Consider the following 26,072-nt stretch of genomic DNA (forward strand, 5'->3'; position numbering starts at 1 on the left):
ACACGACGACGGGAGAATGCCCAGTGCCTTCGAACGGTGCGTCCCCGATGCACGCCTTCCCGCCGCCGCAAGGGCTCTACGACCCCCGCCACGAGCACGACGCGTGTGGCGTGGCCTTCGTCGCGACCCTCACCGGCGTGGCCAGTCACGACATCGTGGTCCAGGCCCTCACCGCCCTGCGCAACCTCGACCACCGTGGTGCTGCCGGCGCCGAGACCAACTCGGGCGACGGCGCGGGCATCCTCATGCAGGTGCCCGACGCGTTCCTGCGCGACGTGGTCGACTTCGAGCTGCCCGTGGCGGGCAGCTATGCCGTCGGCACGGCCTTCATCCCGGGCGACGACGAGACGGTCGCCAAGACCCGCCAGCAGATCGAGCAGATCGCCCACGAGGAGGGCCTCGCGGTCCTCGGGTGGCGCGACGTGCCGATCAACCCCGGCATCCTGGGCGCCACGGCGCGCAGCGTGATGCCGGCCTTCGCCCAGCTCTTCGTCGCCGGTGGCGGCAAGCGGATCGCCGGCATGGCCCTGGAGCGCCTGGCCTTCTGCCTTCGCAGGCGCTCCGAGCACGAGGCGGGCGTCTACTTCCCGACCCTCTCGTCGCGCACCCTGGCCTACAAGGGCATGCTCACGACCGACCAGCTCGGCGAGTTCTTCCCCGACCTGGTCGACGAGCGCATCGCCTCGGCGCTGGCCGTCGTGCACTCTCGCTTCTCGACCAACACCTTCCCCAGCTGGCCGCTGGCCCACCCGTTCCGGTTCATCGCCCACAACGGCGAGATCAACACCGTGATGGGCAACCGGAACTGGATGCGGGCCCGCGAGGCCTTGCTGGAGTCCGACATCATCCCCGGCGACCTGGAGCGGCTCTACCCGATCTGCTCGCCGGGCGCCTCCGACTCCGCCTCGTTCGACGAGGTGCTCGAGCTGCTGCACATGGGCGGCCGCTCGCTGCCCCACTCGGTGCTGATGATGATCCCGGAGGCCTGGGAGAACCACACCGAGATGGACGCCAAGCGGCGTGCCTTCTACGAGTTCCACTCCTCGATGATGGAGCCCTGGGACGGCCCGGCCTGCGTCGTCTTCACCGACGGCACCCAGATTGGCGCCGTGCTCGACCGCAACGGCCTGCGCCCCTCGCGCTACTGGGTGACCGAGGACGGCCTCGTCGTCCTGGCGTCCGAGGTCGGCGTGCTCGACCTCGACCCCGCCACGATCGTCCGCAAGGGCCGGCTGCAGCCGGGCCGGATGTTCCTCGTCGACACCGACGAGCACCGGATCATCGAGGACGAGGAGATCAAGTCCGAGCTCGCCTCGGAGCACCCCTACGACGAGTGGCTGCACGCCGGCCAGATCCACCTCGACGACATCCCCGAGCGCGAGCACATCGTGCACACCCACGCCTCGGTCACCCGTCGCCAGCAGATCTTCGGCTACACCGAGGAGGAGCTCCGCATCCTCCTCACGCCGATGGCCAACACCGGCGCGGAGTCGATCGGCTCGATGGGCACCGATACGCCCGTCGCCGCCCTGTCGGAGAAGCCGCGCCTGCTGTTCGACTACTTCGCTCAGCTGTTCGCGCAGGTCACCAACCCGCCGCTGGACGCGATCCGCGAGGAGCTCGTCACCTCGCTCAACGGCACCATCGGCCCGGAGGCCAACCTCCTGCAGCCGACGCCCGCGTCCTGCCGGCAGGTCGTGCTGCCCTTCCCGGTGATCTCCAACGACGACCTGGCCAAGATCCGCCACATCAACCGTGACGGCGACATGCCCGGGTTCATCACCCACGTGTCGCGGGGCCTGTACGACGTGGAGGGCGGCGGCGAGGCCATGGCCCGTCGCCTCGACGAGATCTGCCAGGAGGTGTCCGAGGCGATCGCCGGCGGCGCCCGGATCATCGTGCTCAGCGACCGCCACTCCACGGCCGAGCTCGCCCCGATCCCGTCGCTGCTGCTCACCGGTGCCGTGCACCACCACCTGGTCCGGGAGAAGACCCGCACCCAGGTCGGCCTGCTCGTCGAGGCCGGCGACGTGCGCGAGGTCCACCACGTGGCCCTGCTCGTGGGCTACGGCGCGGCCGCGGTCAACCCCTACCTCGCGATGGAGACCGTCGAGGACCTGGCCCGCGAGGGCTACTACGTCAAGGCCGACCCGGAGAAGGCTGTTGCCAACCTGATCAAGGCGCTCGGCAAGGGCGTCCTCAAGGTGATGTCCAAGATGGGCGTCTCCACCGTCGCGTCCTACACCGGTGCCCAGATCTTCGAGGCGGTCGGCCTCTCGCAGGCGGTCGTCGACAGGTACTTCACCGGCACCACCTCCAAGCTCGGCGGCATCGAGCTCGACACCATCGCGGAGGAGGTCGCGCGGCGCCACGCCCGGGCCTACCCCCGTGGCGGCATCGCGCCGGCCCACCGCGAGCTCGAGATCGGCGGCGAGTACCAGTGGCGCCGTGAGGGCGAGCCGCACCTGTTCGACCCCGAGACGGTCTTCCGGCTCCAGCACTCCACCCGCACCGGCAGCTACGAGATCTTCAAGCAGTACACCTCCCGGGTGGACTCGCAGTCGGAGCAGCTGATGACGCTGCGCGGCCTGTTCCGCTTCAAGGAGGGCGTGCGCGAGCCGATCTCGATCGACGAGGTCGAGCCGGTCTCGGAGATCGTCAAGCGCTTCTCCACCGGCGCGATGTCCTACGGGTCGATCTCGCAGGAGGCGCACGAGACCCTCGCGATCGCCATGAACCGACTGGGCGCGAAGTCCAACACCGGTGAGGGCGGCGAGGACCCGGACCGCCTCTACGACCCCGAGCGCCGCAGCTCGATCAAGCAGGTCGCGTCGGGTCGCTTCGGCGTGACGTCGGAATACCTCACCAACTCCGACGACATCCAGATCAAGATGGCCCAGGGCGCCAAGCCCGGCGAGGGCGGCCAGCTGCCCGGCCACAAGGTCTACCCGTGGGTGGCCAAGACCCGTCACTCGACGCCGGGTGTTGGCCTGATCAGCCCGCCGCCGCACCACGACATCTACTCGATCGAGGACCTGGCGCAGCTGATCCACGACCTCAAGAACGCCAACCCGAGCGCGCGCGTGCACGTCAAGCTGGTCTCGGAGGTCGGGGTCGGCACCGTCGCAGCGGGTGTCTCGAAGGCGCACGCCGACGTCGTACTGATCTCCGGCCACGACGGCGGCACCGGCGCCTCGCCGCTCACCTCGCTCAAGCACGCGGGCGGCCCGTGGGAGCTCGGCCTCGCCGAGACCCAGCAGACCCTGCTGCTCAACGGCCTGCGCGACCGCATCGTCGTGCAGACCGACGGCCAGCTGAAGACGGGTCGCGACGTCGTGATCGCGGCGCTGCTCGGCGCGGAGGAGTACGGCTTCGCCACCGCTCCGCTCGTCGTCTCGGGCTGCATCATGATGCGGGTCTGCCACCTCGACACCTGCCCGGTGGGCGTGGCGACGCAGAACCCGGTCCTCCGCGAGCGCTACACCGGCAAGGCGGAGTACGTCGTCAACTTCTTCGAGTACGTCGCTCAGGAGGTGCGCGAGCTGCTGGCCCAGCTGGGCTTCCGCAGCCTCGACGAGGCCATCGGCCAGGTCGGCGTCCTCGACGTCGAGCGCGCCGTCGACCACTGGAAGGCGCGGGGGCTCGACCTCTCGCCGATCCTCCACCAGGCCTCACCGCACGGCGAGTTCGGCCAGTTCGAGCAGCAGGACCTGCGTTGCACCAGGACGCAGGACCACGGCCTCGACAAGGCGCTGGACAACGAGCTGATCGCGCTCGCGGCCCCGGCCCTGGAGAGCCGCGAGCCGGTCCGCGCCCAGGTGCAGGTGCGCAACATCAACCGCACCGTCGGCACGATGCTCGGCCACGAGGTGACCAAGCGCTACCGCGGCGAGGGCCTGCCCGACGACACGATCGACATCACCTTCACGGGATCGGCCGGGCAGTCGTTCGGTGCGTTCGTGCCGCGGGGCGTCACGCTGCGCCTCGAGGGCGACGCCAACGACTACGTCGGCAAGGGCCTGTCGGGCGGACGGATCATCGTGCGCCCGGACCGGTCCGCGCCGTTCGAGGCCAGCGAGCAGGTCATCGCCGGCAACACGATCGCCTACGGCGCCACGTCGGGCGAGATCTTCCTGCGTGGCACGGTGGGCGAGCGCTTCTGCGTGCGCAACTCCGGCGCCACCGCCGTCGTCGAGGGCGTCGGCGACCATGGCTGCGAGTACATGACCGGGGGTCGGGTGGTGGTCCTCGGCCAGACCGGCCGCAACTTCGCCGCGGGCATGTCGGGCGGCTACGCCTTCGTGCTCGATCTCGACGAGGGCCGGGTCAACCCCGAGCTCGTCGAGCTCGGCAAGGTCGAGGGCAAGGCCGCCGAGGAGCTCGAGGCACTGGTGCGCAAGCACGCGGAGGAGACCGGCTCGACGGTCGCCGCCGCCCTGCTGGAGGACTGGCCGGCCTCGCTGGCCCGCTTCACCGAGGTGATGCCCAGCGACTACAAGCGCGTGATCGAGGCGCGCGAGGAGGCCCTCGAGGAGGGCCTCGACGAGGACGAGGCTGCTGCCCGCATCATGGAGGTGCTTCATGGCTGATCGCACGAACAGCGACCAGGGTCAGGAGGCCCGTCATGGCTGATCCCAAGGGCTTCCTCAAGGACGGACGCGAGGTCGCGACCCGCCGCCCCGTCGAGGAGCGCGTCAAGGACTGGGACGAGGTCTACCCCAACGGGGTCGGTCGGGCGCTGCTCCCGATCATCACCACACAGGCCGGGCGCTGCATGGACTGCGGCATCCCGTTCTGCCACCAGGGCTGCCCGCTGGGCAACATCATCCCGGAGTGGAACGACCTGGTCTGGCGTGACGACTGGGAGGGCGCGATCGAGCGCCTGCACGCGACCAACAACTTCCCGGAGTTCACCGGTCGCCTGTGCCCGGCCCCCTGCGAGACCGCCTGTGTCCTGGGCATCAACCAGGACCCGGTGACGATCAAGAACGTCGAGGTCTCGATCATCGACCGCGCCTGGGAGTCGGGCTACGTCCGGCCGCAGCCGCCGGAGTGGCTCTCGGGCAAGACGGTGGCCGTGATCGGCTCCGGCCCCGCCGGCCTGGCCGCCGCCCAGCAGCTGACCCGGGCCGGTCACACCGTGGCCGTCTACGAGCGGGCCGACAAGATCGGCGGCCTGCTGCGCTACGGCATTCCCGAGTTCAAGATGGAGAAGCAGCACCTCGACCGCCGCCTGGACCAGATGAAGCGCGAGGGCACCGTCTTCCGGGCCGGCGTCAACGTGGGCCAGGACCTCACCGGCGACCGGCTCCTCGACCGCTACGACGCCGTCGTGCTGGCGATGGGTGCCACGGAGCCGCGTGACCTCCCGGTGCCGGGACGCGAGCTCGGCGGGATCCACCAGGCGATGGAGTTCCTCCCGCAGGCCAACCGCGTCGCGCTCGGCGAGACCGTCGAGGGGCAGATCCTGGCGACCGACAAGGACGTCGTGATCATCGGTGGCGGTGACACCGGCGCCGACTGCCTCGGCACCTCCATCCGTCAGGGTGCGCGCTCCATCACGCAGCTCGAGATCATGCCGCGGCCCACGGGGGACCGGCCCGCCGGCCAGCCGTGGCCGACGTACCCGATGACCTATCGGGTCTCGTCCGCGCACGAGGAGGGTGGCGAGCGGGTCTACGCCGTGTCGACGCAGGAGTTCCTTCCCGACGAGGAGGGCAACGTCCGGGCCCTGAGCCTGGTCGAGGTCGACTCGAGGTTCCAGCCGATCGAGGGCACCGAGCGCGAGATCCCGGCCCAGCTGGTGCTCTTCGCGATGGGCTTCCTCGGTCCGGAGAAGCACGGCCTGGTCGAGCAGCTCGGCGTCGAGCTCGACGAGCGCGGCAACGTCAAGCGCGACGCGTCGTACGCCTCCAGCGTCGACGGGGTCTTCGTGGCCGGCGACGCCGGCCGGGGCCAGTCGCTCATCGTGTGGGCGATCGCCGAGGGGCGTGCCGCCGCGGCCGCGGTCGACACCTACCTGACCGGCTCCACGGCCCTCCCGGTGCCCATCAAGCCGCACGAGCGCCCGCTCGTCGTCTGACCCCGCCCGGACGCCATACGGACCGTCACCCACTGGTCACGGTCCGTATGGCGTCCCGGTGTTTGGAACGATCAAAGATCCGCTAGGGTCGTGCCGTGCGTAGAGCCAAGATCGTCTGCACCCTCGGCCCGGCCGTCGACTCGCCGGAAGCCATCAGGGCCCTCATCGACGCCGGCATGGACGTCGCCCGACTCAACATGAGCCACGGCGACCATGCCGACCACGACATGCGTTACAAGCTGGTGCGGGAGGCCGCCGACGCCTCTGGTCACGGGGTCGGCATCTTCGCCGACCTGCAGGGCCCCAAGATCCGGCTGGGCCGCATCGCCGCCGGCAAGGTCGAGCTCACTGCGGGGCAGACCTTCACGATCACCACCCGCCCGGTGCCGGGGGACAGCGAGATCGCGTCCACGACGTACGGCGGGCTCCCCGGCGACGTCGGGCCGGGTGACCGCATCCTGATCGACGACGGCAAGGTCCGCCTCGAGGTCACCCAGGTCGACGAGACCGACGTGACCACGAAGGTGATCGTCGCCGGCCCGATCTCCGACAACAAGGGCATCAACCTGCCCGGGGTCGCCGTGAGCGTGCCCGCCCTGTCCGAGAAGGACATCGACGACCTCCGCTGGGCGCTGCGACGCGGCGTGGACTTCATCGCGCTGAGCTTCGTCCGCAACGCCAAGGACGCCGACGACGTGCGCAAGGTGATGACCGAGGAGGGCATCCACGTCCCGGTCATCGCCAAGATCGAGAAGCCGCAGGCGATCACGCACCTCGACGAGGTCATCGCCGCCTTCGACGGCTTCATGGTGGCCCGCGGCGACCTCGGCGTGGAGTGCCCGCTCGAGGACGTGCCGTTCCTGCAGAAGCAGGTGATCGAGATGGCCAGGCTCAACGCCAAGCCCGTGATCGTGGCCACCCAGATGCTCGAGTCGATGATCTCCGCGCCGGCCCCGACCCGCGCCGAGGCCTCCGACGTCGCCAACGCCCTGCTCGACGGCGCCGACGCGGTGATGCTGTCGGGCGAGACGAGCGTCGGGAGCTATCCCATCGAGGCCGTCGCGACGATGGCCCGCATCCTCCAGTCCACCGAGGACCACGGCCGCCACCGCATGGCGCAGCTGGAGTGGAACCCCCGCACCCGCGGCGGCGTCATCGCCAAGGCTGCTGTCGAGGTGGCCGAGCGGATCGGGGCTGAATATCTCGTCGCGTTCACCCAGTCGGGCGACTCGGCCCGCCGGCTCGCCCGTCTCCGCGGACACATCCCGATCCTGGCGTTCACGCCCGAGGACGCCACCCGCTCGCAGCTGTCGATGACCTGGGGCGTCGAGACGTTCCGCACCCACGCGGTCGAGCACACCGACGAGATGGTGCGCCAGGTCGACGAGCAGCTGCTGGACATCGGCCGGGTGCACCAGGGCGCCCTCGTGGTCATCATCGCCGGCAGCCCGCCCGGCATCCCCGGCTCGACGAACGCGCTGCGGATCCACCGGATCGGCGACGCGATCAACGAGGTGGCGCCGGCCTACCGCCGGGCTCGCTGAGGCTCACGACTTCAGGCCGATCAGCTCGTCGAGCCGGGCGACGGCCTCGCGACGGGACACCGAGATCACCCGATCACCGGAGCGTCGCCACGGGATCTCCAGCAGGTCGAGTGCCCAGGCGCAGAGGCGGCGGATGTCGTCGGACGCGTTGACGAACTGCCAGCGGCCGTAGTCGTAGCGCCGTCTCTCTCCTCGTACGACGCGAGTCGCCCAGTTGTCGACGCGGCAGCCGTCGGAGTGGAAGGGGCCCCTCAGGAAGTCGGCCGGGAACGCCTCCACCACCTCGCGCTGCCAGGGCTCGAGGATGATCGGGCGCTCGTGCTTGCGTCCCGGGCCGTGCTGGGGGAGCAAGCAGGGCCAGTGCTTCCAGTTCGACTGGAGGACTGTCGCGCCCTGGCCGCGGACGTGGAAGACCTTCCCTGTCGGGTGAATGGCCGCGACGACCGAAGACACGTCCGCAACGATGCCTGGCCACGTCTTGTCGCAGGACACTCGGAGGTAGTGCTGCCCCGGTATGTCGAGACGCATCCGTCTCCCAGATAGAAGCCCAGCAGGGCTGAGTATTCGGCGCCAGCGGCGGGGGAGAGTCCCTCGCAGCGGAAGCATTCTCCGACGCCGGGCCCGCCGGCTTCTCGCCATGCGCGAACAGTGGAGCGATCGACGCCCGTGGAGCGGCTCAGAGCCGCGAGTGAGACACCGGCGGCGAGTTGCGCCAGCACCTCGCGACGCCTGTGCTTCTCGTACATCTCGCGAAGGTCCCACGAGCCACCGACATGACGTTCGACCTGTGGATTTGTACCCCGGGTGGGATTCGAACCCACACTGAATGCTGTTTGAGAGCATCGACTCTGCCAGTTGGTCTACCGGGGCATTTCGGGGCATCAACCTACCCGACCACTGTCGGAACCACGCCGCCGAGGTTCCTCATTCCCGCACGTCGTCACCCCGGACGAGCGTGCGGTCGGGACAGTCGAGGATGACCTGCCCGTGCACCGCGAGGGGGAAGGCGAGCGGCACGCTCCGGGTGAAGTCCCGCCCCAGCGTCGACCCGCTCACGCGCACCTGCTCCCAGGTCTGCGCCGACCGCTCGTGGTAGTAGCGGCAGTTGTCGAACCTCATCGTCAGGGACACCGTGCCCGAGCCGAACGGGCCCAGCCGCAGCGGCTCTTCGAGACCGCCCACCGGCACCATCAGCGGCAGTCGGGGGCTTTCGAGCCGGACGCTGTCGATCGTCAGCGGGAGCGGACCGGAGTTGCGCACGGGCACCTCGATCGTGATCGTCTCGTGGAAGCGGTAGTGGAACGCGTAGGTCCCGCGCGCGCCGTACTCCGGCACCATCAGCCCGGCCGCCACGGGCATGCTCGGCTCGACGTCGGGAGCAAGCCGGACGCCGAGGGGGAGTGCGGCCCAGACGCAGGCGAGCGCCACCACGAGCAGCCCGTGGCGCAGCGGCCGCCGACGACGCGGCCCCCGAGCGGCGTACGACGCGGGGTCGCCGTCGAGACGCGCGTGCGGGTGGTCGGTCAGCAGGCTCATGCATGCCTCCGGCGACGGCGGCGGGCCACGAGGCGCAGGACGAGCGCGCCGGCGAGGCCGAGGCCGGCGAGCAGCACCGGGCCGGTGGCGTCGGGCGCGACGGGTGACGCGGCGGCGGCCCGGATGCTGGCCGCTGTCGGCCTGGTAGGCGTGACGATCCAGTCGCAGCCGGCCGGCTCGGGATTGGAGTAGCGGTCGAACTCGGCGCACGGCAGCATCGAGGTCGTCTTGACCAGGTTGCTCACCGGGGCGTCGGACCTGTGGCCGCAGCTGGGCAGGGACCCGCGCGTGGCGTTGTGCGTGATCTGCCGGCCGGGGGCGGCCAGGTTGTCCTGCCAGCAGTTGCCGACGCCTGCGTCGTCCCACCAGAAGTCGAGGCCGTTGGGGAGGACCTGGCCGGTGGGGGAGAAGCCCATCTCGTTGCCGGTGTAGGCGTTGTGGTTGGAGTTGTCGTTCTGCTGCAGCGGGTCGTACTCGCCCCGCAGCAGCGCCGGCGGCACCCAGAAGAGCTTGAAGCCGGTGCGCCAGTTGTCCCACACCTCGTTGGCGTTCACGAAGTTGTGGTTGCCGACGATCATGCCGCCGGTGCCGACAGGCAGGGGGAGCGGAGGGCAGACCACGCCGCGCTGGTGCCCGCGGTCGCGGGGCTTCTCGGCCTGGCACGGGGCGTCGTCGCCCTGGGTGTTGCCGTAGTAGTTGACGTTGTTGCTGTAGATCCTGTTCTGGGTGAACCAGCCGTGGTCCTGGGGCATGCCGGGATGCCCGCCCAGGATCGACTCGACGACGAAGCCCACGCCGTTGTGGTGCATCCGGTTGTGGTGCACGTAGACGGAGTTGCCGGCGGTGCCCGAGAAGCCGAGGGCGTTGTGGTGCATGTTGCAGCGACGCACCTCGACCGACCAGCGGGTGAGCGGTCCGGTGCTGGTGCTCTGGGCGTTCACGTCGGCCGCCGAGCCGGGATAGATGCCGGAGTCGCCGTTGTGGTGGGCGTTGCACCGCTGGATCAGGCCGTGGTCGGAGGTGAAGGTCAGCACTCCGTAGAGGTCGTTGTAGCGGGTGACGACGCGGTCGACGACGTAGCCGTCGGTCTCGTGGATGTAGACCGCGTTCTCCCGGAACAGCTCCAGCGTCATGTTCGCGAGATAGAAGCCGTCGGCCCGGTCGGCCTTGATGCCGTTGTGCTTGACCCAGTCGCCGTCCTTGCGGAAGCCGCCGGTGAACCGCACCTGGCCGGGCGTGGCGCCCGTCCCGGTGATCTGCAGCCGGCAGAGCGGACCGTCGCAGGTGATGTCGGGGTCCTCGGGGTCGTCGCCCGCGATCGTGACCAGGTTGACCACCTCGCCGCACGAGTGGACGAGGTCGTAGGACACCACGCCGCCGTCGTAGTCCTCGGTGCAGGCGGGGTCCCACGACGGCCGCTCGCGGTAGACGCCGGGCAGGACGTAGATGTTGGTGCGGGGCCTGCGGACCGCGTCGACGGCCGCCTGGAGTTCGCGGTGGTCGCATCGCTCGAGCAGCCGCTCGTTGAAGCGTCGCACCTTGGCCTGCCTGATCCGGGCGATCCGCTTCGGCGACGTGGGCTTGCACACGACGAGGACGTCGCTGGCCTGCTTCAGCGAGCGGTGCTCCGGGACCGCCCCGGTCCCCGGCGGGAACTGCGACTCGCGCTCCTCGTGCGCCTGTGCCGGCCCCGCCAGTGAGAGGGGGAGTCCAGCGACCAGCAAGGCCAGAGCAACGAGGCGTCCCATGTCGCCTGAACGACGAGGCCGGCCGCGAGGTCACGCGCCGCTAACCTAGGCGCCGTGACCGACCCCAGCACCCGCCCGTCCCCGCACGACCCGTCCGCCAGCACCCCCGGCGTACGTCGGGTGGTCATTGCCGAGGACGAGGCGCTCATCCGCATGGACCTGGCCGAGATGCTGGCGGAGGAGGGCTACGAGGTCGTCGGGCAGGCCGGTGACGGTCAGCGGGCGATCGAGCTCGCCGAGGAGCTGCGGCCCGACCTGGTGATCCTCGACGTCAAGATGCCGGTGCTCGACGGCATCGCGGCCGCCGAGCACATCGCCGCGGCGCGGATCGCGCCGGTCGTGATGCTCACGGCGTTCTCCCAGCGCGACCTCGTCGAGCGGGCCAGGGACGCCGGCGCGATGGCCTACCTGGTGAAGCCGTTCAACCGCAGCGACCTGGTGCCCGCGATCGAGATGGCGGTGAGCCGCTTCGCGGAGGTCGCCGTCCTGGAGCGGGAGGTGCACGACCTCAAGGAGTCGCTCGCGACCCGCAAGGCGGTGGACCGCGCCAAGGGGGTCCTGCAGGAACAGCTCGGACTGAGCGAGCCGGAGGCTTTCCGGTGGATCCAGAAGACGGCAATGGATCTTCGCCTGTCGATGCGGGAGGTCGCCGAAGGAGTTGTGACGCACGGTCCCGGGGTCACGAAGCCCGCCGACTAGCACGGGCCTGCAGGCGTTGCGCCGCGTTGCGGTCAGGTCACGAAAGCGCAACAGCGGATGCAGACGTGTCGCCTTGCGTGTCGCAGGACACAACGGAGTGCTAGGTTCCCGCTGAAAAGGGCCGCCGACGAAGGTCGTCCCGGCCGACAAGCAGACGGAGGGTCCATGATCCGCTCATCCAAGACGTGGCAGGCACTCGCTGCCACTGCCGCCGCCGGCCTGGTGCTCAGCGCCTGCGGCACGACCGATACCGGCACAGGCGCCGAGGAAGGCGAGTGCGCGGGCAAGATCGCCGCGATGGGCGCCCTCAGCGGCCCGAACGCCAGCATCGTGATCCCGTCGGTGGACGGTGCGGAGCTGGCGCTCAAGCAGTGGTCGGAGGAGAACCCCGACTGCGCCATCGAGCTCGTGCGGCACGACACCGAGGGTGACCCGGCCAAGGCCACGCCCATTGCGACGCAGATCGCGGGCGACGACAGCTACCTCGGCGTCATCGGTGGTGCCTTCTCGAACGAGACCCGGGCCACCAAGTCGATCTACGCCGACGCGGGCATCACCATGATCAGCCAGTCGGCCACCGCGACCGACCTCAGCCTCGAGGACCCGGTGCCGGTCTTCCACCGCCTCGTGCCCTACGACGACTACCAGGGCCAGGCGATCGCGAAGTACATCACCGACGTCTTCGGTGCCAAGAGGGCCTTCCTGGTCGACAACTCCGAGGCCTACGGCGAGCCGCTGGTGGCCAGGGTCGCCGAGACGCTGGGCGACGTGGTCGTCGACTCGGACAAGACCGAGGTCGGCCAGACCGACTTCGCGCCCACGATCTCCAAGATCAAGGCGGCCAAGCCCGACGCGATCATGTACGGCGGCTACATCGCCGAGGCCGCGCCGCTGCTCAAGCAGATCCGCGACGCCGGCATCGAGGCCCCGTTCATCGGTGGTGACGGCCTCTACGGTGCCGACTGGGGTTCGGCTGCCGGCTCAGCCGGGGAGGACGCGATCATCGTCTGCCCGTGCGCCCCGATCGAGGAGGGCGAGACGTTCGCCGAGGACTTCGAGGCCGAGTTCGGCGAGGCGCCGGGTGCCTACGCGATGGAAGGCTACGACGCCATGACGATCTTCCTCGAGGCGATCGCGGAGGGCAACACCACCCGCGAGGACATCGAGGCGTTCGTCGACGGCTACGAGGGTGAGGGCCTGAGCAAGCCGCTCGCGTTCGACGAGAACGGCGACGTTCCCGAAGAGCAGGTCGCCTACTACGCGTACAAGACCGAGGGTGGCGCGCTGGTCCCCGACCAGCCGATCGAGCTCGGCTGACCGAGCACACCGAACAACCGACGGGGGCGGTCAGGTGAGACCTGACCGCCCCCACTGTTCGACCCGCGTCGGTGCGGGTCGCTGGGAGGGTCAGTGGACTTCGACAGTTTGATCAACGGCTTGGGCGGGCACACGCTCGACGGCCTCTTCCGGGGCTCCGTGTATGCCCTGGTCGCACTCGGCTACACGATGGTGTACGGCGTGATGCGGCTCATCAACTTCGCGCACTCCGAGGTGTTCATGGTCGGCACCTGGACCGTGCTCGGGGTCTACACGGTGCTGGGGGCGGGTGAGGGCTCGGGCACCATGATGGTCATCGCCGCGACCGCGCTGGCGCTGGTGTGTGCGATGGCCGCCTCGGCCACGGTTGCCCTGGGTGTCGAGCGGATCGCCTACCGGCCGCTCCGCAAGAAGAACGCCCCACCCCTGATCTTCCTGATCACCGCCATCGGCTGCTCGCTCGCGCTGATGGAGACCTTCGGCTATGTGCTCAAGGTGTTCTTCGGCGAGCCGTTCGGCCGTGCTCCGGTCAACATCCCCTCGCCACTGCGGACCAGCGCCCTGATCGAGATCGGCGACTTCCGCCTCACCAACGTGCACGTCCTCGTCATCGTCGGCGCCATCGTGATGATGTTCGCGCTGGACACCTTCGTGAACAAGAGCCGGATCGGGCGTGGCGTGCGCGCCGTCGCCCAGGACCCCGACACCGCTTCGCTGATGGGCGTCAACCAGGACCGCGTCATCATGATGGTCTTCGTGCTCGGCGGTGCCATGGCGGGTGTCGCAGCCCTCCTCTACACCGTCCAGTACGACATCACCTCCTGGAGTGCCGGCTTCCTGATGGGCATCAAGGCCTTCACCGCCGCGGTGCTCGGCGGCATCGGCAACCTGCGCGGCGCCCTGGTCGGAGGCCTCATTCTCGGGATCGTGGAGGTCTACTTCTCGACCCTCTTCGACTCCAGCTGGCAGAACGTGTGGGCGTTCATCGTGCTCGTCCTCGTGCTGATGTTCCGCCCGACCGGGCTGCTGGGCGAGTCGCTCGGAAAGGCACGGGCATGAGCGCGATCACCCACCCCCTCCGCAGCCTGCAGATCCCCGAGCGCTGGAACGCCGCGCCGAAGTGGGTGCGCATCGGCACCATCGTGCTGGCCCTCGCGCTGGCCTTCTACCTGCCGTTCCTCAACATCCTGCCGTTCGCCTACGTCCGCACGGATCTGAGCCCCCACGGCTCCGACTGGGCCAGCGTGCTCTTTCTCGTGGTCGTCTACATGATCGCGGCGGCCGGACTCAACGTGGTGATCGGACTGGCCGGGCTCCTCGACCTCGGCTACGTCGGGTTCTACGCGCTCGGCGCCTACTCGGTGGCCCTGTTCGGCTCGCCGTCGTCCCCCGTCACGGAGTGGATCGCGCAGAGGTTCGGCCTCTCGGAGGGCTGGGCCGTCCCGTTCGCCGCGTGCATCCCGATCGCCCTCGCGTTCACGATGATCGCGGGAGTCATCCTCGGTGCGCCGACCCTGCGGCTGCGCGGTGACTACCTCGCCATCGTGACCATGGGATTCGGCGAGATCATCCGCATCATCGCGAAGAACGCCGACCCCATCACCAACGGCGCCGCCGGCATCACCAACGTCCCGGTGCCGCCCGGTCCCGAGATCGACGGCCGGTCCTTCTTCAACACCTCCGACGCGGAGCGCTGGTACTGGCTGGCGCTGGTCATGCTGATCCTGCTCATCTGGCTCACCCGGCGGCTTGAGCACAGCCGGGTCGGGCGTGCCTGGCTCGCGATCCGAGAGGACGAGGACGCGGCGGCGATCATGGGCGTGCCGGCCTTCAAGTACAAGCTCTGGGCGTTCGCCATCGGCGCCGCGCTCGGGGCCATCGCCGGCCTGCTGTTCGGCAGCAAGCAGCAGTACGTCGAGCCCGGCGGCTTCCACCTGCAGCTGTCCTTCCTGTTCGTGGCGATGGTGGTCATCGGTGGGTCGGGCAACCTCTTCGGAGCGCTCCTCGGCGCCTTCCTGATCACCTACCTCCCGGAGCGGTTCCGGGAGTTCCAGGAATGGCGACCCTTCGCCTTCGGCGTCGCCCTCGTGGTCGTGATGGTCATGCGGCCCCAGGGGCTCTGGCCGAGCCGAAGACGAGCACGGGAGTTCGCGGATCGACGGCACGAGGCGCAGGAGGCGGCAGTAGATGTCTGACCAGACCAGCACAAGCAGCGACGTCCTCCTCGAGGTCGACCACGTCACGCTCAAGTTCGGCGGTGTCGTCGCGCTCAACGACGTCGACTTCTCGATCCGGCGGGGGGAGATCCTCGGCCTGATCGGCCCCAACGGCGCCGGCAAGACGACGTGCTTCAACGCGATGACGGGCGTCTACACCCCGACGACGGGGGAGATCCGTTTCAACGGCAAGCGCATCTCGGGCGAGAAGTCACACAAGATCAACCACCTCGGGATCGCCCGCACGTTCCAGAACATCCGGCTGTTCCCCGAGATGTCGGCCATGGAGAACGTCATGGTCGGCACCGACTCGCGCCACAAGACCAGCGTCATGGGCGCACTGTTCCGCGCCTACCGGGTCAAGCCGAAGGAGACCGAGCTCCCGGACAACTCGCTCAAGGCGAGCTTCGCGAAGGTCTTCGGGATCAGCCGCCACACCCTCGAGGAGCGGGCGGCCCGCCGGAAGTCGATGGCGCTGCTGCGGTTCGTCGGCATCGCCGACCGCGCCCACGAGCTGGCCCGCAACCTGCCCTACGGCTACCAGCGTCGCCTGGAGATCGCGCGGGCCCTGGCCACCGAGCCCCAGCTGCTCTGCCTCGACGAGCCGGCGGCGGGTTTCAACCCGGCGGAGAAGGAGGACCTGATGGGTCTCATCCGCCGGATCCGCGAGGCCGGGCACACGGTGCTTCTGATCGAGCACGACATGAAGCTGGTCATGGGGGTGACCGACCGCATCGTCGTCCTCGAGTTCGGGCAGAAGATCGCGGATGGACTGCCCGCCGACGTGGCCCGCGACCCGCGGGTCATCGCTGCCTACCTGGGAGAGCCGGACGATGCTGCTTCAGCTTGAGGATGCCGTTCTGACCTACGGCAAGATCGAGGCGCTGCACGGCATCTCGATCGAGGTCGACGAGGGCGAGGTCGTGGCCCTGATCGGCGCCAACGGTGCCGGGAAGACCTCCACCATGCGTGCCCTGTCCGGGATCCGCGGCCTCGCCTCGGGCAAGATCGTGTTCAACGGCGAGGACGTCACGCGGCTCCGGGCCGACCAGCGGATGCGCAGGGGCCTCGTGCTCACGCCCGAGGGTCGCGGCATCTTCCCGGGCATGACGGTGACCGAGAACCTCGACATGGGCGCCTACACCCGCAAGGACCGGGCGGCTATCGCCCAGGACCTCGAGCGGGCGTTCGGCCTGTTCCCGCGCCTCCAGGAGCGACGCAAGCAGGTCGCCGGTACGCTGTCCGGAGGCGAGCAGCAGATGCTGGCCATCGGCCGGGCGCTGATGTCGCGTCCCAAGCTGCTGATGCTCGACGAGCCGTCCATGGGCCTCGCGCCGATGATCATCCAGCAGATCTTCCAGATCATCAGCGAGATCGCCCAGCAGGGCACCACCATCCTGGTCGTCGAGCAGAACGCCAAGCAGGCGCTCAGCCGGGCTGACCGGGCGTACGTGCTGGAGACCGGCAACATCGTCAAGGCCGGCACGGGGGCGGCCCTGCTGGACGACCCGAGCATCCGGGAGGCCTACCTCGGGGTCGCCTGACCCCAAACCTGAGCATCTGTCCCCTCCTGCAGACAGGCGGGGACAACGGGCGTAGGGTCACGCCTGTGGCGCGGGCCGGTCCCGCGCCGTACGGGGCAGCATCAACACGGGGATGAGACGTGTGGGAGTGACGATGGCTCGTTCACCGGTGACGGTGCGCGCGGCAGGACCGGGCGACGTGGCCACCATTCGCGAGCTGTGGGAGGGCGCCCTGCGGAGGGCGCCGATCGACGAGCAGCTGACCGACGTGGCGACGGTCGTCGCCCAGTCGGCGGCGAGCGACACCCAGGCCGTGATCGTCGCCGAGCACGACGGGCAGGTGGCCGGCGCTGCGTTCCTGCTGTGCTCCATCATGACTCCGCTCAACCGTGAGCCGGTCGTGCTGGTGGTTGCGCCGCACGTCTTCCCGTCGTTCCAGCGGCGCGGTGTCGGCACCGCGCTTATGGACGCCGCGGCGCGCTACGCCGAGCAGCACGGGATCGCACACCTGGTGACCGCCGCGGGGGCCGACGCGCGCGACTCCAACCGCTTCCTGGCGCGGCTGGCGTTCTCGCCGGTCGCCATACTGCGCGTCGCCCCGACGGCCACCGTGCGGGCCAAGCTGGGTGGGCGACGCGGCATCGCAGCCGTCCGCCTCGGCGGGTCGAGCTCGCGGCACATCGACCGGGTCCTGGCCGCCCGGCGCGGGCGGCGCGAGCGCGTCGTCGGCTAGGCGGGCGAGGGCACCAGCGCGCACGTGATCCGCGAGGTGCACACGCGCTTGCCGCGCTCGTCGGTGATGACGACCTCGTAGCAGGTCGACGTGCGCCCCAGGTGGATCGCGGTGGCCACGCCGGTGAGCACTCCGGCCGTGGCGGCGCGGTGGTGGGTGGCGTTGATGTCCACGCCGACCGCGACCTTCTCGGGAGAGGCATGGATCGCGGAGCCGACCGAGCCCAGCGTCTCGGCCAGCACGACGGAGGCGCCGCCGTGGAGGAGGCCGAGGGGCTGGGTGTTGCCCTCCACCGGCATCGTCCCCACGACCCGCTCGGCCGAGATCTCGGCGAGCTCGACGCCCATCTTCTCGTTGAGCCGGCCCATGCCCTGCGGCATGGCGGCGACGAACTCGTCGATGCTGAGGCCGGCCAGGGACTTCGCGGTGTCGGTCATGGCCGCCATTGTGCCGGGCGTCCGGGCTGTCGGTGTCGGCGGCTAGAGTCGCGTCGTGCCTGAGACCAGCTCGCCCGTTCGCCCGCGACTCCTCCTGCTCGACGGCCACTCGCTGGCCTATCGCGCCTTCTTCGCGCTCCCGGTGGAGAACTTCTCGACGGCCACGGGCCAGCACACCAACGCGGTCTACGGCTTCACCTCGATGCTGGTCAACGTGCTGCGGGACGAGCAGCCCACCCACGTCGCGGTGGCCTTCGACAAGAGCCGGCAGACCTTCCGCCTCGAGGATTATCCGGACTACAAGGCCAAGCGCAACAAGACTCCCGACGAGTTCCGCAGCCAGCTGCCCCTGATCCAGCGCGTCCTCGACGCGCTGCGCATCACCCACCTCGATCTCGACGGCTACGAGGCCGACGACATCATCGCCACGCTGACCACGCAGGCGGTGGCCGAGGGGTCCGAGGTGCTGATCCTGACCGGTGACCGCGACTCCCTCCAGCTGGTCGGGGAGGACGCCACGGTCCTCTACCCGACCCGCGGCGTCAGCGAGCTCTCCCGGATGACACCGCCTGCCGTCGAGGAGAAGTACGGCGTCCCTCCCCACCGCTATCCCGAGCTCGCCGCGCTCGTGGGGGAGGACTCCGACAACCTGCCGGGCGTCCCCGGCGTGGGCCCCAAGACCGCGGCGAAGTGGATCACCGAGTACGACGGCCTCGACAACGTCGTCGCGCACGCCGACCAGATCAAGGGCAAGGCCGGCGACAACCTGCGCGCGCACCTCGGCGACGTGATCCGCAACCGCCGGCTCAACGCGCTGGTCTGCGACCTGACCCTGCCCTACCGCCCGGGCGACCTGTCTCGCCAGCCGTGGGATCGCGCTGCCGGCCTCGAGCTGCTGGACGAGCTGGAGTTCCGTGGGGAGCTCCGCACCCGGCTGATGGAGACCATCGATCCCGACCCGGGGGCGGAGGTGGACGAGGCGGGCTTCGAGATGGAGGGGGTGCGGCTCGCCCAGGGTGACGTGGCGAGCTGGCTCACCGCCCACGCCCGCCCCGGGGAGCGCCTCGGCGTGGCGGTGCAGGGCTCGTGGCGGGCCGGCACCGGTGCGGTCCTCTCACTCGGCATCGCCGCCGCGGACGGGGCCGCCGCCTGGGTCGACGCCGTCGAGCTCAGTCCGGAGGACGACGCCGCCCTCGCTGCGTGGCTGGCCGACGAGTCACGGCCGAAGGTGCTGCACGACGCGAAGGGTCCGATGCTGGCCCTCGCTGCTCGTGGGTGGACCCTGCGTGGAGTTGCCGTCGACACCGCGCTCGCGGCCTACCTGGTGCAGCCGGACCAGCGCTCCTACGACCTGGCCGACCTGACCCTGCGCTATCTCAAGCGCGAGCTGCGCCAGGACACCGCCGACACCGGCCAGCTGACGCTGGACGCGCTTGACGACACCACAGCCAGCGACACCGCGATGCTCGCCGCCCGCGCCGTCCTCGACCTGGCCGAGGCCCTCGAGGCCGCGGTGGAGGAGCACGGCGGCACCCGGCTGCTGCACGAGGTGGAGCTGCCCCTGGTGCACGACCTCGCCCGCATGGAGCAGACCGGCATCGCGGTCGACATCGACTACCTCGAGTCGCTGGAGTCGGAGTTCGGCGACCAGGTCAAGGCTGCCGCCGACGAGGCCTACGGCGTGATCGGGAAGGAGATCAACCTCGGGTCGCCCAAGCAGCTGCAGGTCGTGCTGTTCGAGGAGCTCGACATGCCCAAGACCAAGCGCACCAAGACCGGATACACCACCGACGCCGACGCTCTCCAGTCGCTCTACGAGAAGACCGAGCATCCCTTCCTACAACACCTGCTGCGCCACCGCGACGTGATCCGCCTGCGGCAGACGGTCGAGGGACTCCTCAAGACCGTCGCGTCCGACGGGCGCATCCACACGACGTACAACCAGATCATCGCGGCGACGGGGCGGCTCTCGAGCACCGATCCCAACCTGCAGAACATCCCGATCCGCACCGAGGCCGGGCGCCGGATCCGGGAGGGCTTCGTGGTCGGCGACGGATTCGAGTGCCTGATGACGGCCGACTACAGCCAGATCGAGATGCGGATCATGGCTCACCTCTCGGAGGACGCCGGCCTGATCGAGGCGTTCCGCTCGGGGCGCGACTTCCACTCCGTCACCGCCGGCCGCGTCTTCGGCGTCGAGCCGGGGGACGTGACCACCGAGATGCGGGCCAAGATCAAGGCGATGAACTACGGCCTCGCCTATGGCCTCTCCGCGTTCGGCCTCTCCCAGCAGCTGCGCATCGACACCGGTGAGGCGCGCGGGCTCATGGACGAATACTTCGAGACCTTCGGTGGGGTCCGCGACTACCTCGCCGGGATCGTCGACGAGGCCCGCCGCTCGGGCTTCACCGAGACGATCATGGGCCGGCGCCGCTACCTGCCCGACCTCACCAGCGACAACCGGCAGCGCCGGGAGATGGCTGAGCGGATGGCGCTCAACGCGCCCATCCAGGGCTCGGCCGCCGACCTGATCAAGGTCGCGATGCTCGGGGTCGACCGGGCGATCGAGAAGCAGGGGCTGCGCTCCCGGATGCTGCTGCAGGTGCACGACGAGCTCGTGTTCGAGGTCGCCGTGGGAGAGCGGGACGCCCTGGACGCGCTCGTGCGCGAGGAGATGGGCCGTGCTGCCGAGCTGGCCGTGCCCCTGGACGTCTCCGTCGGCACCGGCCGCAGCTGGCACGAGGCCGCTCACTAGCCCTGGTGAGTGGATACCGTCTCGGGGTCACGGTGACCGACGCGGGTCAGGTAGACACTGGCGGCCAGCAGCGCTGCGAGCACGCACAGGTCCACAACCACGACGACCGTCACGAGGCCGACGACGCTGTCGGTGGTCAGGCCCCCGCCGACCATGACGACGAGTGCCATCCACACGAGATAGATCGTGCGCCGGCCCTGGCGCGCGAGCACGGCGTAGACCAGCAGCTGCAGCATCGACAGCGCCGTGCCGAGCAGGGCGAAGATCCACAGCCGCGACTCGATCTCGGCGAACTGGCCGCCGCCGACGAAGATCATCGCGAGGCCTGAGAGCAGCGAGGACGCGAGCGTCCCCAGGGTGCCGAGGACAGCGACCAGGCCCAGGCTCAGAGCCAGGGCGCGCCGGCGCTCGGCATCGGACGACATCGACGGGAAGGCGAGCACGATCACGAACTGGGGCAGGAAGAGCACTGCCTTGGTGAGGATCAGCCCGGCGGCGTAGAGGCTGGAGTCCTGCTCGGAGAGCACGTTGCGCGCCACGATGATGTCGACGCTCGACAAGGCGAAGAACGCGAAGAGCGCCTGGGAGTTGTGGACGCTCTCGCGCAGGATTGCGATCCCGCGGTGCTCGGCGCTGGCCCGACCCGGCGCCCGCTGATGCCGCAGGGCCCACCAGCCGACCAGCACTGGGGCGCAATAGCCGATGAAGACGCCGACGAGCGCCCAGAGCTCGGTCGGGCGCCAGAGGACCAGCCCAGTGCCGAGGACGATGCGCGGGACGCCGGCGGCGACGTAGACCAGGGCGAGTGCCGTCCAGCGTCGTTCGCCCTGGAGGGTGCCCGCCTGGCCGCCCATCATGGTGAGGGGCACTGCACACAGCGGCACCATCAGTGCGAGCAGCAGTGAGTCCAGGCGGAGCACGTGGTTGATCACGGGCGAGAGCAGCATCAGCACGAAGCCCAGGGCCAGCGAGGTGCGCCAGGTGACCCTGAGCACCTGCGCCTCGATCTGGGCGACGTGCTCAGGATCGGCGGCGATTCGCCGGGCAGCGGTGGCCTGGAGTCCGAGCGAGACGACTGAGACCACGAGGAGCAGGCTGAGCACAGCGGTGAACGCCCCGAAGTGGGCGGTGCCGATGAGGCGGGCCACCACCAACTGGTAGGCATATGTCGAAACATTCATGACGCCCATCGCGATGGCGATGATGCTTCCCCGGCGCATCAGCGCAGCCATCCGCGAAACCGCTCCCATGGGAGGCGAGCCTACGGGTCGACGCGGTGGCGTCCTGGAAGCGCCTGCCCATACCGAGGGGATGTCGACGAGTTCACGACGAATGCTACTTGTGGGTAATATCCCGGACCGTTGCCCGATCGGGTGGCCGTGGTCTGGGAGGGCCACGTCTGGAGGAGGGACGCATTCGTCATGCGCACACTCGTGACTGCTGGCGCCATGGTGGCGCTGGCCATCGTCATGTTGATCTTGGTCGGGGCAGCGCTCGACCTCAATGTCGATTCAGCCGCACTGACCGGTGCCGCGCTCGGGGCCGTGATCGCACTCGTGCCCGACCGCTCCACCACCGCGCGGCTCGGGGGCTTCGTCGTGGGGCTCGCCGCAGCGTGGATCGGGTACGTCGGCAGGGCAGGGGTGCTGCCCGACACCTCGACCGGCCGGGCCTTGACCGCCGGCCTGGTCGTGCTCATCGCCGTCGGGGTGTGTGCGGCGACGTGGGGGAGGCTGCCCCTCTGGAGCGCCCTCGTCGGGGTGGCCGCCATGACCGGCACCTACGAGTCCGCCTACAGCGCGGCTCCGTCCCTGGTCGTGGACACCTCCGTCACCGGGGCGACGACTGCTCTCTTCACGGCCGCAGTCGGGTTCCTCGCCGCGGCGGCCTTCTCCGCCGGCCCGGCGGGGTCGTCGACCGAGCGCCGCAGAGAGGCCGCGCCGGATGACACCCACACGGAGCTCGAGACGATGCTGGAGGAGACCCGATGACGAGCACGATGCAGCGGCGTTCGCTGGCCCGGGTCGGGGCAGGGCTGGCCGCCCTTGCGCTCGGGAGCACGATGCTTCCCGCATTCGCCGCGGAGGAGGACGGCGAGGTCGCGGTGACGAACACCGAGACCGTGCAGGTCTACCTCGCGCCGACCGGTGAGATAGAGACCCGTCGGGTCTACGAGCAGCTGACCCTGAGTGGCGACGGCACCCTCGACCTGGAGAACCCGGTGGAGACGGCCGGACTCCGCAACCTCGACGGCTTCGGCACGTTCGAGGTCGATGGCGGTCTCCAGCGCGGAACGGTGTCGGTCGACGGGGTCGAGCGGTTCCGGAGCGTCAGCGACTACCGCGGCGACCTGCCGCTCGAGGTCGAGATCGAGTACCGCCTCGACGGCGAGCGGGTGGAGGCTGACGACGTGGTGGGCGCAGACGGCCTCCTCGAGGTGTTCTACACCGTCCGCAACATCACGTCCGAGCCGCAGGAGATCACCTTCACCGACGGCGCCGGCAGCACGGTGACCGAGTCCGTGGACGTGCCGATTCCCATGGTGGGCTCGGTGTCGACAGTGCTGCCTGCCAACTTCACGGACGTCGAGACCAGCGGAGCGAACATGGCTGGTGACGGGAAGGGCGGCACCAAGCTCACCTTCACCATGACGCTGGTGCCGCCCCTGGGCGAAGACACGGTGCGGGTGGGATACCAGGCTCGCGTTTCCGACGCCACGATTCCGGCCGCGACCGTGTCGGCGCTTCCGGTCAACCCGCTGGCGAGCCCGGCCTTCAAGTCCGCGGCGTCGAGCTACGAGGCCGGGTCGCAGACGGGCGAGAAGCTGGCAGCGGGCGCGACCGAGATCGACAGCAACCTGCTCAAGCTGCGGGACGGCACTGGCGAGCTCATCCTGGGGCTGATCCAGCTCCGCAACGGCGCCAGCCAGCTTCGTGACGGTCTCGCGGGCCGGGCCGCCCCCGGGGCGGCCAAGCTGGCCACGGGCGCCGGAGCGCTCCGGGACGGCCTCACCCAGATCGACTCCGGAGCCGACCGGCTCGACACGGGCGCGGGCAAGCTCCGAGACGGAGCCGGCCAGCTGGGCGCGGGCGCCGAGGAGCTCAAGGCGGGCGCGGCCAAGCTGGACGCGGGCGCGAAGCAGCTGCACACGGGGACGGGCACGGCCTTGGCCGGCAGCATGTCCTTGACCGCCGGCTTGTCGAAGATCAGCTCCGGCCTGAAGACCCTGGGCGGCGAGCAGGGGCTCGGGGCTGCGGGCAAGGGCATAGACGCCCTGCAGGCAGGCGTGGACCAGCTCCTCGCAGGGTTCGGCTCCGCCACTCAGGACGGGACCCTGCTCTACGCACTCAACGCGCTCTCCGGCGGGCTCGGACAGCTCGAGGGCGGTGCCGGCCAGCTCGCCGGCGGGCTGGGACAGCTCCGAGGTGACGCCGGAGTGCTGGCTGATCCCGCCGACGGCTCTGGGCTCGCCAAGGCGAAGAACGCCGTGGACGTCATCAAGGGTGGGCTCGACGAGTCGCTCAAGCCGGGCGGCAGCCTCGACCAGCTGGTGGGCGGCCTGACGGGGGTCAAGACGGCCTTCTGCTCGTCGCACCCGACGCTCAGTGCCCAATGCGCAGGCACGGTCGACCAGCTGATCGCAGGGGTCGGTGTCAGCCGCACCAACCTCGGTCAGGCCGCAGGGGGACTGGGCGCCGTCTCCGGCGGACTGGGCCAGGCTCTCGGCGCCCTGGACGCCCAGCTAGTCCCGGGGGCCCAGGCGCTCCACGCCGGTCTGATCCAGGCCAAGACCGGGGCGACGAAGGCACACCAGGGCGGGATCGCGCTCAAGGACGGCGTGGCCAAGGTCGGCGCGGGTCTGACACAGCTCGAATCCGGCCTCGCCACGGCGATCTCCGGCGTCCTGCAGCTCTCCACCGGCGCGACCGCGGCCTACACCGGGTCCAGTGCCCTCACCGAAGGGCTGGGCAAGCTCTCGGGCGGCACGGGCGAGCTCGCGACCGGCACCGGCAAGCTCGCTGCGGGCTCCGGGAAGCTCTCCGAGGGAGCAGACAAGGTTGCCGGGGGAGCCGGTCAGCTGGCAGATGGCACGACCAAGCTGGCCGACGGCACGCAGGAGGCCGCTGCAGGCTCCGCGCGTCTCGCGGACGGCGCGACCGAGCTGTCCACGGGTCTCGGCGAGGCCGCATCCGGATCGGGTCGCCTGGCAGACGGACTGGCCAGGGCGGCGTCCGGGGCGCCGGCCATCCGCGACGGCGCCGGCAGGCTCTCCAAGGAGGGCATGTCGAAGCTCATCGGCGCGGGCGAGGACACCGCCATGGACTACGGCAAGCTGGCGGCCATCGTCGCGGCCGGGTCCGAGCGGGCCGAGGCGGAGGCGATGGCCTACGGGGCTCCCCAGGGTGCTCAGGGCCTCACCGCCTACTCCTTCGAGATCCGCGGCGACACCGGCGAGGGCGGGCGCAACGTGACCCGCGGTGTGCTCGCCGGCCTCCTGTTGGCTGCGGGACTGGGCGTGGTGGCGCTCCGTCGCCGGATCGTCTGACCTCACCCCTCGATGCGGCGCCCCGGCCTGTGGCCGGGGCGCCGTTCTCGTGCCCGGAACCGGGGTCAGCGCAGGTCGGCCACGAAGATCGCGGTGCCCGGGGTGATCAGGCCGCGGGTGCGTGACCAGCCGCCCCAGACGCGGTCGTGGTCCTCGGGCCACTGCGGCTCCACGAGGTCGATCAGTAAGAAGCCCTGGTGCGCGAGCAGGCGCACCCAGTCACCCAGCGTGCGGTGGTGCTCGACGTAGGCGACCACGCCGGTCTCGTCGTCGATCTCGACGTAGGGAGTGCGGTCCCAGTAGGACTGCGAGGCCGTCAGGCCGGGCTCGTCGGGGTCGTCGGGGAACATCCAGCGCGTCGGGTGGGTGATCGAGAACGCGAACCGGCCCCTGGGCCTGAGCACGCGGCGTACCTCCGCGACGCAGCGCTCGATGTCGGCGACGAACTGCAGCGCGCCGAACGACGAGAACACGACGTCGAAGGCGTCGTCGCGGAAGGGCAGGTGCGTCGCGGTCGCGAGCACGGACGGTACGGCGATCCCGGTGGACTCGTCGAGGCGGCGACTGTGCTGGAGCTGCCGGTGGGAGAGGTCGAGGCCGACGGCACGACCGCCCTGGTCGGCGACCCACCGGGAGCACTGTCCGGCGCCGCTCCCGACCTCGAGGACGTCGCGACCGTCCACCGGCCCGAGCACCCCCGCCACAGCCTCGGTCAGTCCCTCGGGACCCCAGACGAAGCCCGCGTCGCCCAGGAACTCCCCGTGGGTGGCCTGGTACTCGTCGGCGTAGCGGTCCCAGTCGGGGCCGTTCGCCCGGCGGGACTCCTCCTCGTCGACCGCCCGACGCTCGACGCGGACAGGGGGATGGGGCAGCGGGTCCACGTTCGGAGGTTACTTGAACGCCAGCAGGGCGCCGGACAGGAGTCCGACGCCCTGC

The 26,072-nt window shown here is 70.1% G+C and carries 19 protein-coding genes and 1 tRNA gene; 13 read left to right on the top strand and 7 right to left on the bottom strand.

From position 1 onward, the window contains the following. Positions 1 to 47: 47 nt before the first annotated feature. The 3 genes from gltB to pyk all read left to right on the top strand — a co-directional run bounded on the left by gltB (position 48) and on the right by pyk (position 7,626). Positions 48 to 4,589 carry a glutamate synthase large subunit gene (gltB, locus tag DDE18_RS04795; RefSeq protein ID WP_116571122.1) on the top strand — a complete coding sequence of 1,514 codons (4,542 nt, stop codon included), beginning with the start codon at positions 48 to 50 and terminating at the stop codon, positions 4,587 to 4,589. 35 nt (positions 4,590 to 4,624) lie between these two features. Beyond that, complete coding sequence (locus tag DDE18_RS04800) at positions 4,625 to 6,082, top strand: glutamate synthase subunit beta (protein ID WP_116571123.1); 1,458 nt, start codon at positions 4,625 to 4,627, stop codon at positions 6,080 to 6,082. Between the two features lie 95 nt (positions 6,083 to 6,177). Continuing rightward, complete coding sequence (gene pyk, locus DDE18_RS04805; RefSeq protein WP_116571124.1) at positions 6,178 to 7,626, top strand: pyruvate kinase; 1,449 nt, start codon at positions 6,178 to 6,180, stop codon at positions 7,624 to 7,626. Positions 7,627 to 7,629: 3 nt separating this feature from the next. On the opposite strand, the gene DDE18_RS23555 is transcribed toward pyk, so the two are convergent. The 4 genes from DDE18_RS23555 to DDE18_RS04825 all read right to left on the bottom strand — a co-directional run bounded on the left by DDE18_RS23555 (position 7,630) and on the right by DDE18_RS04825 (position 10,910). Further along, positions 7,630 to 8,079, bottom strand: coding sequence for a hypothetical protein (locus DDE18_RS23555; RefSeq protein ID WP_245916451.1), 450 nt, complete (start codon positions 8,077 to 8,079; stop codon positions 7,630 to 7,632). A 343-nt stretch (positions 8,080 to 8,422) separates the two neighbouring features. Continuing rightward, positions 8,423 to 8,496, bottom strand: a tRNA-Leu gene (locus tag DDE18_RS04815). A gap of 54 nt (positions 8,497 to 8,550) precedes the next feature. Beyond that, on the bottom strand, positions 8,551 to 9,162 hold the full coding sequence (locus DDE18_RS04820) for a hypothetical protein (RefSeq protein WP_116571125.1): 612 nt from the start codon (positions 9,160 to 9,162) through the stop codon (positions 8,551 to 8,553). Beyond that, a complete protein-coding gene (locus DDE18_RS04825) occupies positions 9,159 to 10,910 on the bottom strand; it encodes a right-handed parallel beta-helix repeat-containing protein (RefSeq protein ID WP_116571126.1) in 1,752 nt (583 codons plus the stop codon). The genes DDE18_RS04820 and DDE18_RS04825 overlap by 4 nt, the downstream gene beginning before the upstream one ends. A 54-nt stretch (positions 10,911 to 10,964) precedes the next feature. Between DDE18_RS04825 and DDE18_RS04830 the strand changes: the two genes are divergently transcribed. The 7 genes from DDE18_RS04830 to DDE18_RS04860 all read left to right on the top strand — a co-directional run bounded on the left by DDE18_RS04830 (position 10,965) and on the right by DDE18_RS04860 (position 17,398). Continuing rightward, complete coding sequence (locus tag DDE18_RS04830; RefSeq protein ID WP_116571127.1) at positions 10,965 to 11,609, top strand: ANTAR domain-containing response regulator; 645 nt, start codon at positions 10,965 to 10,967, stop codon at positions 11,607 to 11,609. A 165-nt stretch (positions 11,610 to 11,774) separates the two neighbouring features. Beyond that, positions 11,775 to 12,926 (top strand): branched-chain amino acid ABC transporter substrate-binding protein, encoded by a 1,152-nt coding sequence (locus DDE18_RS04835; RefSeq protein WP_116571128.1) that lies wholly within the window; start codon positions 11,775 to 11,777, stop codon positions 12,924 to 12,926. A gap of 93 nt (positions 12,927 to 13,019) precedes the next feature. After that, a complete protein-coding gene (locus DDE18_RS04840) occupies positions 13,020 to 13,985 on the top strand; it encodes a branched-chain amino acid ABC transporter permease (RefSeq protein ID WP_116571129.1) in 966 nt (321 codons plus the stop codon). Further along, positions 13,982 to 15,121, top strand: a complete 1,140-nt coding sequence (locus tag DDE18_RS04845; protein ID WP_116571130.1) for a branched-chain amino acid ABC transporter permease — start codon at positions 13,982 to 13,984, stop codon at positions 15,119 to 15,121. Before DDE18_RS04840 ends, DDE18_RS04845 begins: the two co-directional genes overlap by 4 nt. Continuing rightward, positions 15,114 to 15,992, top strand: a complete 879-nt coding sequence (locus tag DDE18_RS04850; protein ID WP_116571131.1) for an ABC transporter ATP-binding protein — start codon at positions 15,114 to 15,116, stop codon at positions 15,990 to 15,992. The genes DDE18_RS04845 and DDE18_RS04850 overlap by 8 nt, the downstream gene beginning before the upstream one ends. Beyond that, positions 15,976 to 16,686, top strand: coding sequence for an ABC transporter ATP-binding protein (locus DDE18_RS04855; RefSeq protein WP_116571132.1), 711 nt, complete (start codon positions 15,976 to 15,978; stop codon positions 16,684 to 16,686). Before DDE18_RS04850 ends, DDE18_RS04855 begins: the two co-directional genes overlap by 17 nt. A 133-nt stretch (positions 16,687 to 16,819) precedes the next feature. Then, positions 16,820 to 17,398, top strand: a complete 579-nt coding sequence (locus DDE18_RS04860; protein ID WP_165821040.1) for a GNAT family N-acetyltransferase — start codon at positions 16,820 to 16,822, stop codon at positions 17,396 to 17,398. Here the strand turns inward: DDE18_RS04860 and DDE18_RS04865 are convergent. Beyond that, positions 17,395 to 17,835, bottom strand: coding sequence for a hotdog fold thioesterase (locus DDE18_RS04865; RefSeq protein WP_116571494.1), 441 nt, complete (start codon positions 17,833 to 17,835; stop codon positions 17,395 to 17,397). The two genes, DDE18_RS04860 and DDE18_RS04865, sit on opposite strands and share 4 nt — an antisense overlap. A gap of 55 nt (positions 17,836 to 17,890) precedes the next feature. Between DDE18_RS04865 and polA the strand changes: the two genes are divergently transcribed. Next, positions 17,891 to 20,590, top strand: a complete 2,700-nt coding sequence (gene polA / locus DDE18_RS04870; RefSeq protein WP_116571134.1) for a DNA polymerase I — start codon at positions 17,891 to 17,893, stop codon at positions 20,588 to 20,590. Here polA and DDE18_RS04875 read toward each other — a convergent pair. Then, the gene (locus DDE18_RS04875; RefSeq protein ID WP_116571135.1) at positions 20,587 to 21,840 is read right to left on the bottom strand and encodes a lipopolysaccharide biosynthesis protein; all 1,254 of its coding nucleotides are present in this window, start codon (positions 21,838 to 21,840) and stop codon (positions 20,587 to 20,589) included. The genes polA and DDE18_RS04875 overlap by 4 nt on opposite strands. 171 nt (positions 21,841 to 22,011) lie before the next feature. Between DDE18_RS04875 and DDE18_RS04880 the strand changes: the two genes are divergently transcribed. Continuing rightward, positions 22,012 to 22,581 (top strand): hypothetical protein, encoded by a 570-nt coding sequence (locus DDE18_RS04880; protein WP_116571136.1) that lies wholly within the window; start codon positions 22,012 to 22,014, stop codon positions 22,579 to 22,581. Continuing rightward, the gene (locus DDE18_RS04885) at positions 22,578 to 25,136 is read left to right on the top strand and encodes a hypothetical protein (RefSeq protein ID WP_116571137.1); all 2,559 of its coding nucleotides are present in this window, start codon (positions 22,578 to 22,580) and stop codon (positions 25,134 to 25,136) included. Before DDE18_RS04880 ends, DDE18_RS04885 begins: the two co-directional genes overlap by 4 nt. 65 nt (positions 25,137 to 25,201) lie before the next feature. Here DDE18_RS04885 and DDE18_RS04890 read toward each other — a convergent pair whose 3' ends face one another. Continuing rightward, a complete protein-coding gene (locus DDE18_RS04890; protein WP_116571138.1) occupies positions 25,202 to 26,017 on the bottom strand; it encodes a class I SAM-dependent methyltransferase in 816 nt (271 codons plus the stop codon). Positions 26,018 to 26,072: the final 55 nt, after the last annotated feature.

The sequence above is a fragment of the Nocardioides gansuensis genome, from assembly GCF_003076135.1.
Classification (GTDB): domain Bacteria; phylum Actinomycetota; class Actinomycetes; order Propionibacteriales; family Nocardioidaceae; genus Nocardioides; species Nocardioides gansuensis.

What these genes read in the sequence shown, in the direction of transcription:
- DDE18_RS04850 (WP_116571131.1), top strand. Translation starts at nt 15,114, where the DNA reads ATGTCTGACCAGACCAGCACAAGCAGCGACGTCCTCCTCGAGGTCGAC.
- DDE18_RS04800 (WP_116571123.1), top strand. Translation starts at nt 4,625, where the DNA reads ATGGCTGATCCCAAGGGCTTCCTCAAGGACGGACGCGAGGTCGCGACC.
- DDE18_RS04845 (WP_116571130.1), top strand. Translation starts at nt 13,982, where the DNA reads ATGAGCGCGATCACCCACCCCCTCCGCAGCCTGCAGATCCCCGAGCGC.
- gltB (WP_116571122.1), top strand. Translation starts at nt 48, where the DNA reads ATGCACGCCTTCCCGCCGCCGCAAGGGCTCTACGACCCCCGCCACGAG.
- DDE18_RS04825 (WP_116571126.1), bottom strand. Translation starts at nt 10,910, where the DNA reads ATGGGACGCCTCGTTGCTCTGGCCTTGCTGGTCGCTGGACTCCCCCTC.
- DDE18_RS04855 (WP_116571132.1), top strand. Translation starts at nt 15,976, where the DNA reads ATGCTGCTTCAGCTTGAGGATGCCGTTCTGACCTACGGCAAGATCGAG.
- DDE18_RS04820 (WP_116571125.1), bottom strand. Translation starts at nt 9,162, where the DNA reads ATGAGCCTGCTGACCGACCACCCGCACGCGCGTCTCGACGGCGACCCC.
- DDE18_RS04865 (WP_116571494.1), bottom strand. Translation starts at nt 17,835, where the DNA reads ATGACCGACACCGCGAAGTCCCTGGCCGGCCTCAGCATCGACGAGTTC.
- DDE18_RS04885 (WP_116571137.1), top strand. Translation starts at nt 22,578, where the DNA reads ATGACGAGCACGATGCAGCGGCGTTCGCTGGCCCGGGTCGGGGCAGGG.
- DDE18_RS04880 (WP_116571136.1), top strand. Translation starts at nt 22,012, where the DNA reads ATGCGCACACTCGTGACTGCTGGCGCCATGGTGGCGCTGGCCATCGTC.
- DDE18_RS04835 (WP_116571128.1), top strand. Translation starts at nt 11,775, where the DNA reads ATGATCCGCTCATCCAAGACGTGGCAGGCACTCGCTGCCACTGCCGCC.
- DDE18_RS04875 (WP_116571135.1), bottom strand. Translation starts at nt 21,840, where the DNA reads ATGGGAGCGGTTTCGCGGATGGCTGCGCTGATGCGCCGGGGAAGCATC.
- DDE18_RS04860 (WP_165821040.1), top strand. Translation starts at nt 16,820, where the DNA reads ATGGCTCGTTCACCGGTGACGGTGCGCGCGGCAGGACCGGGCGACGTG.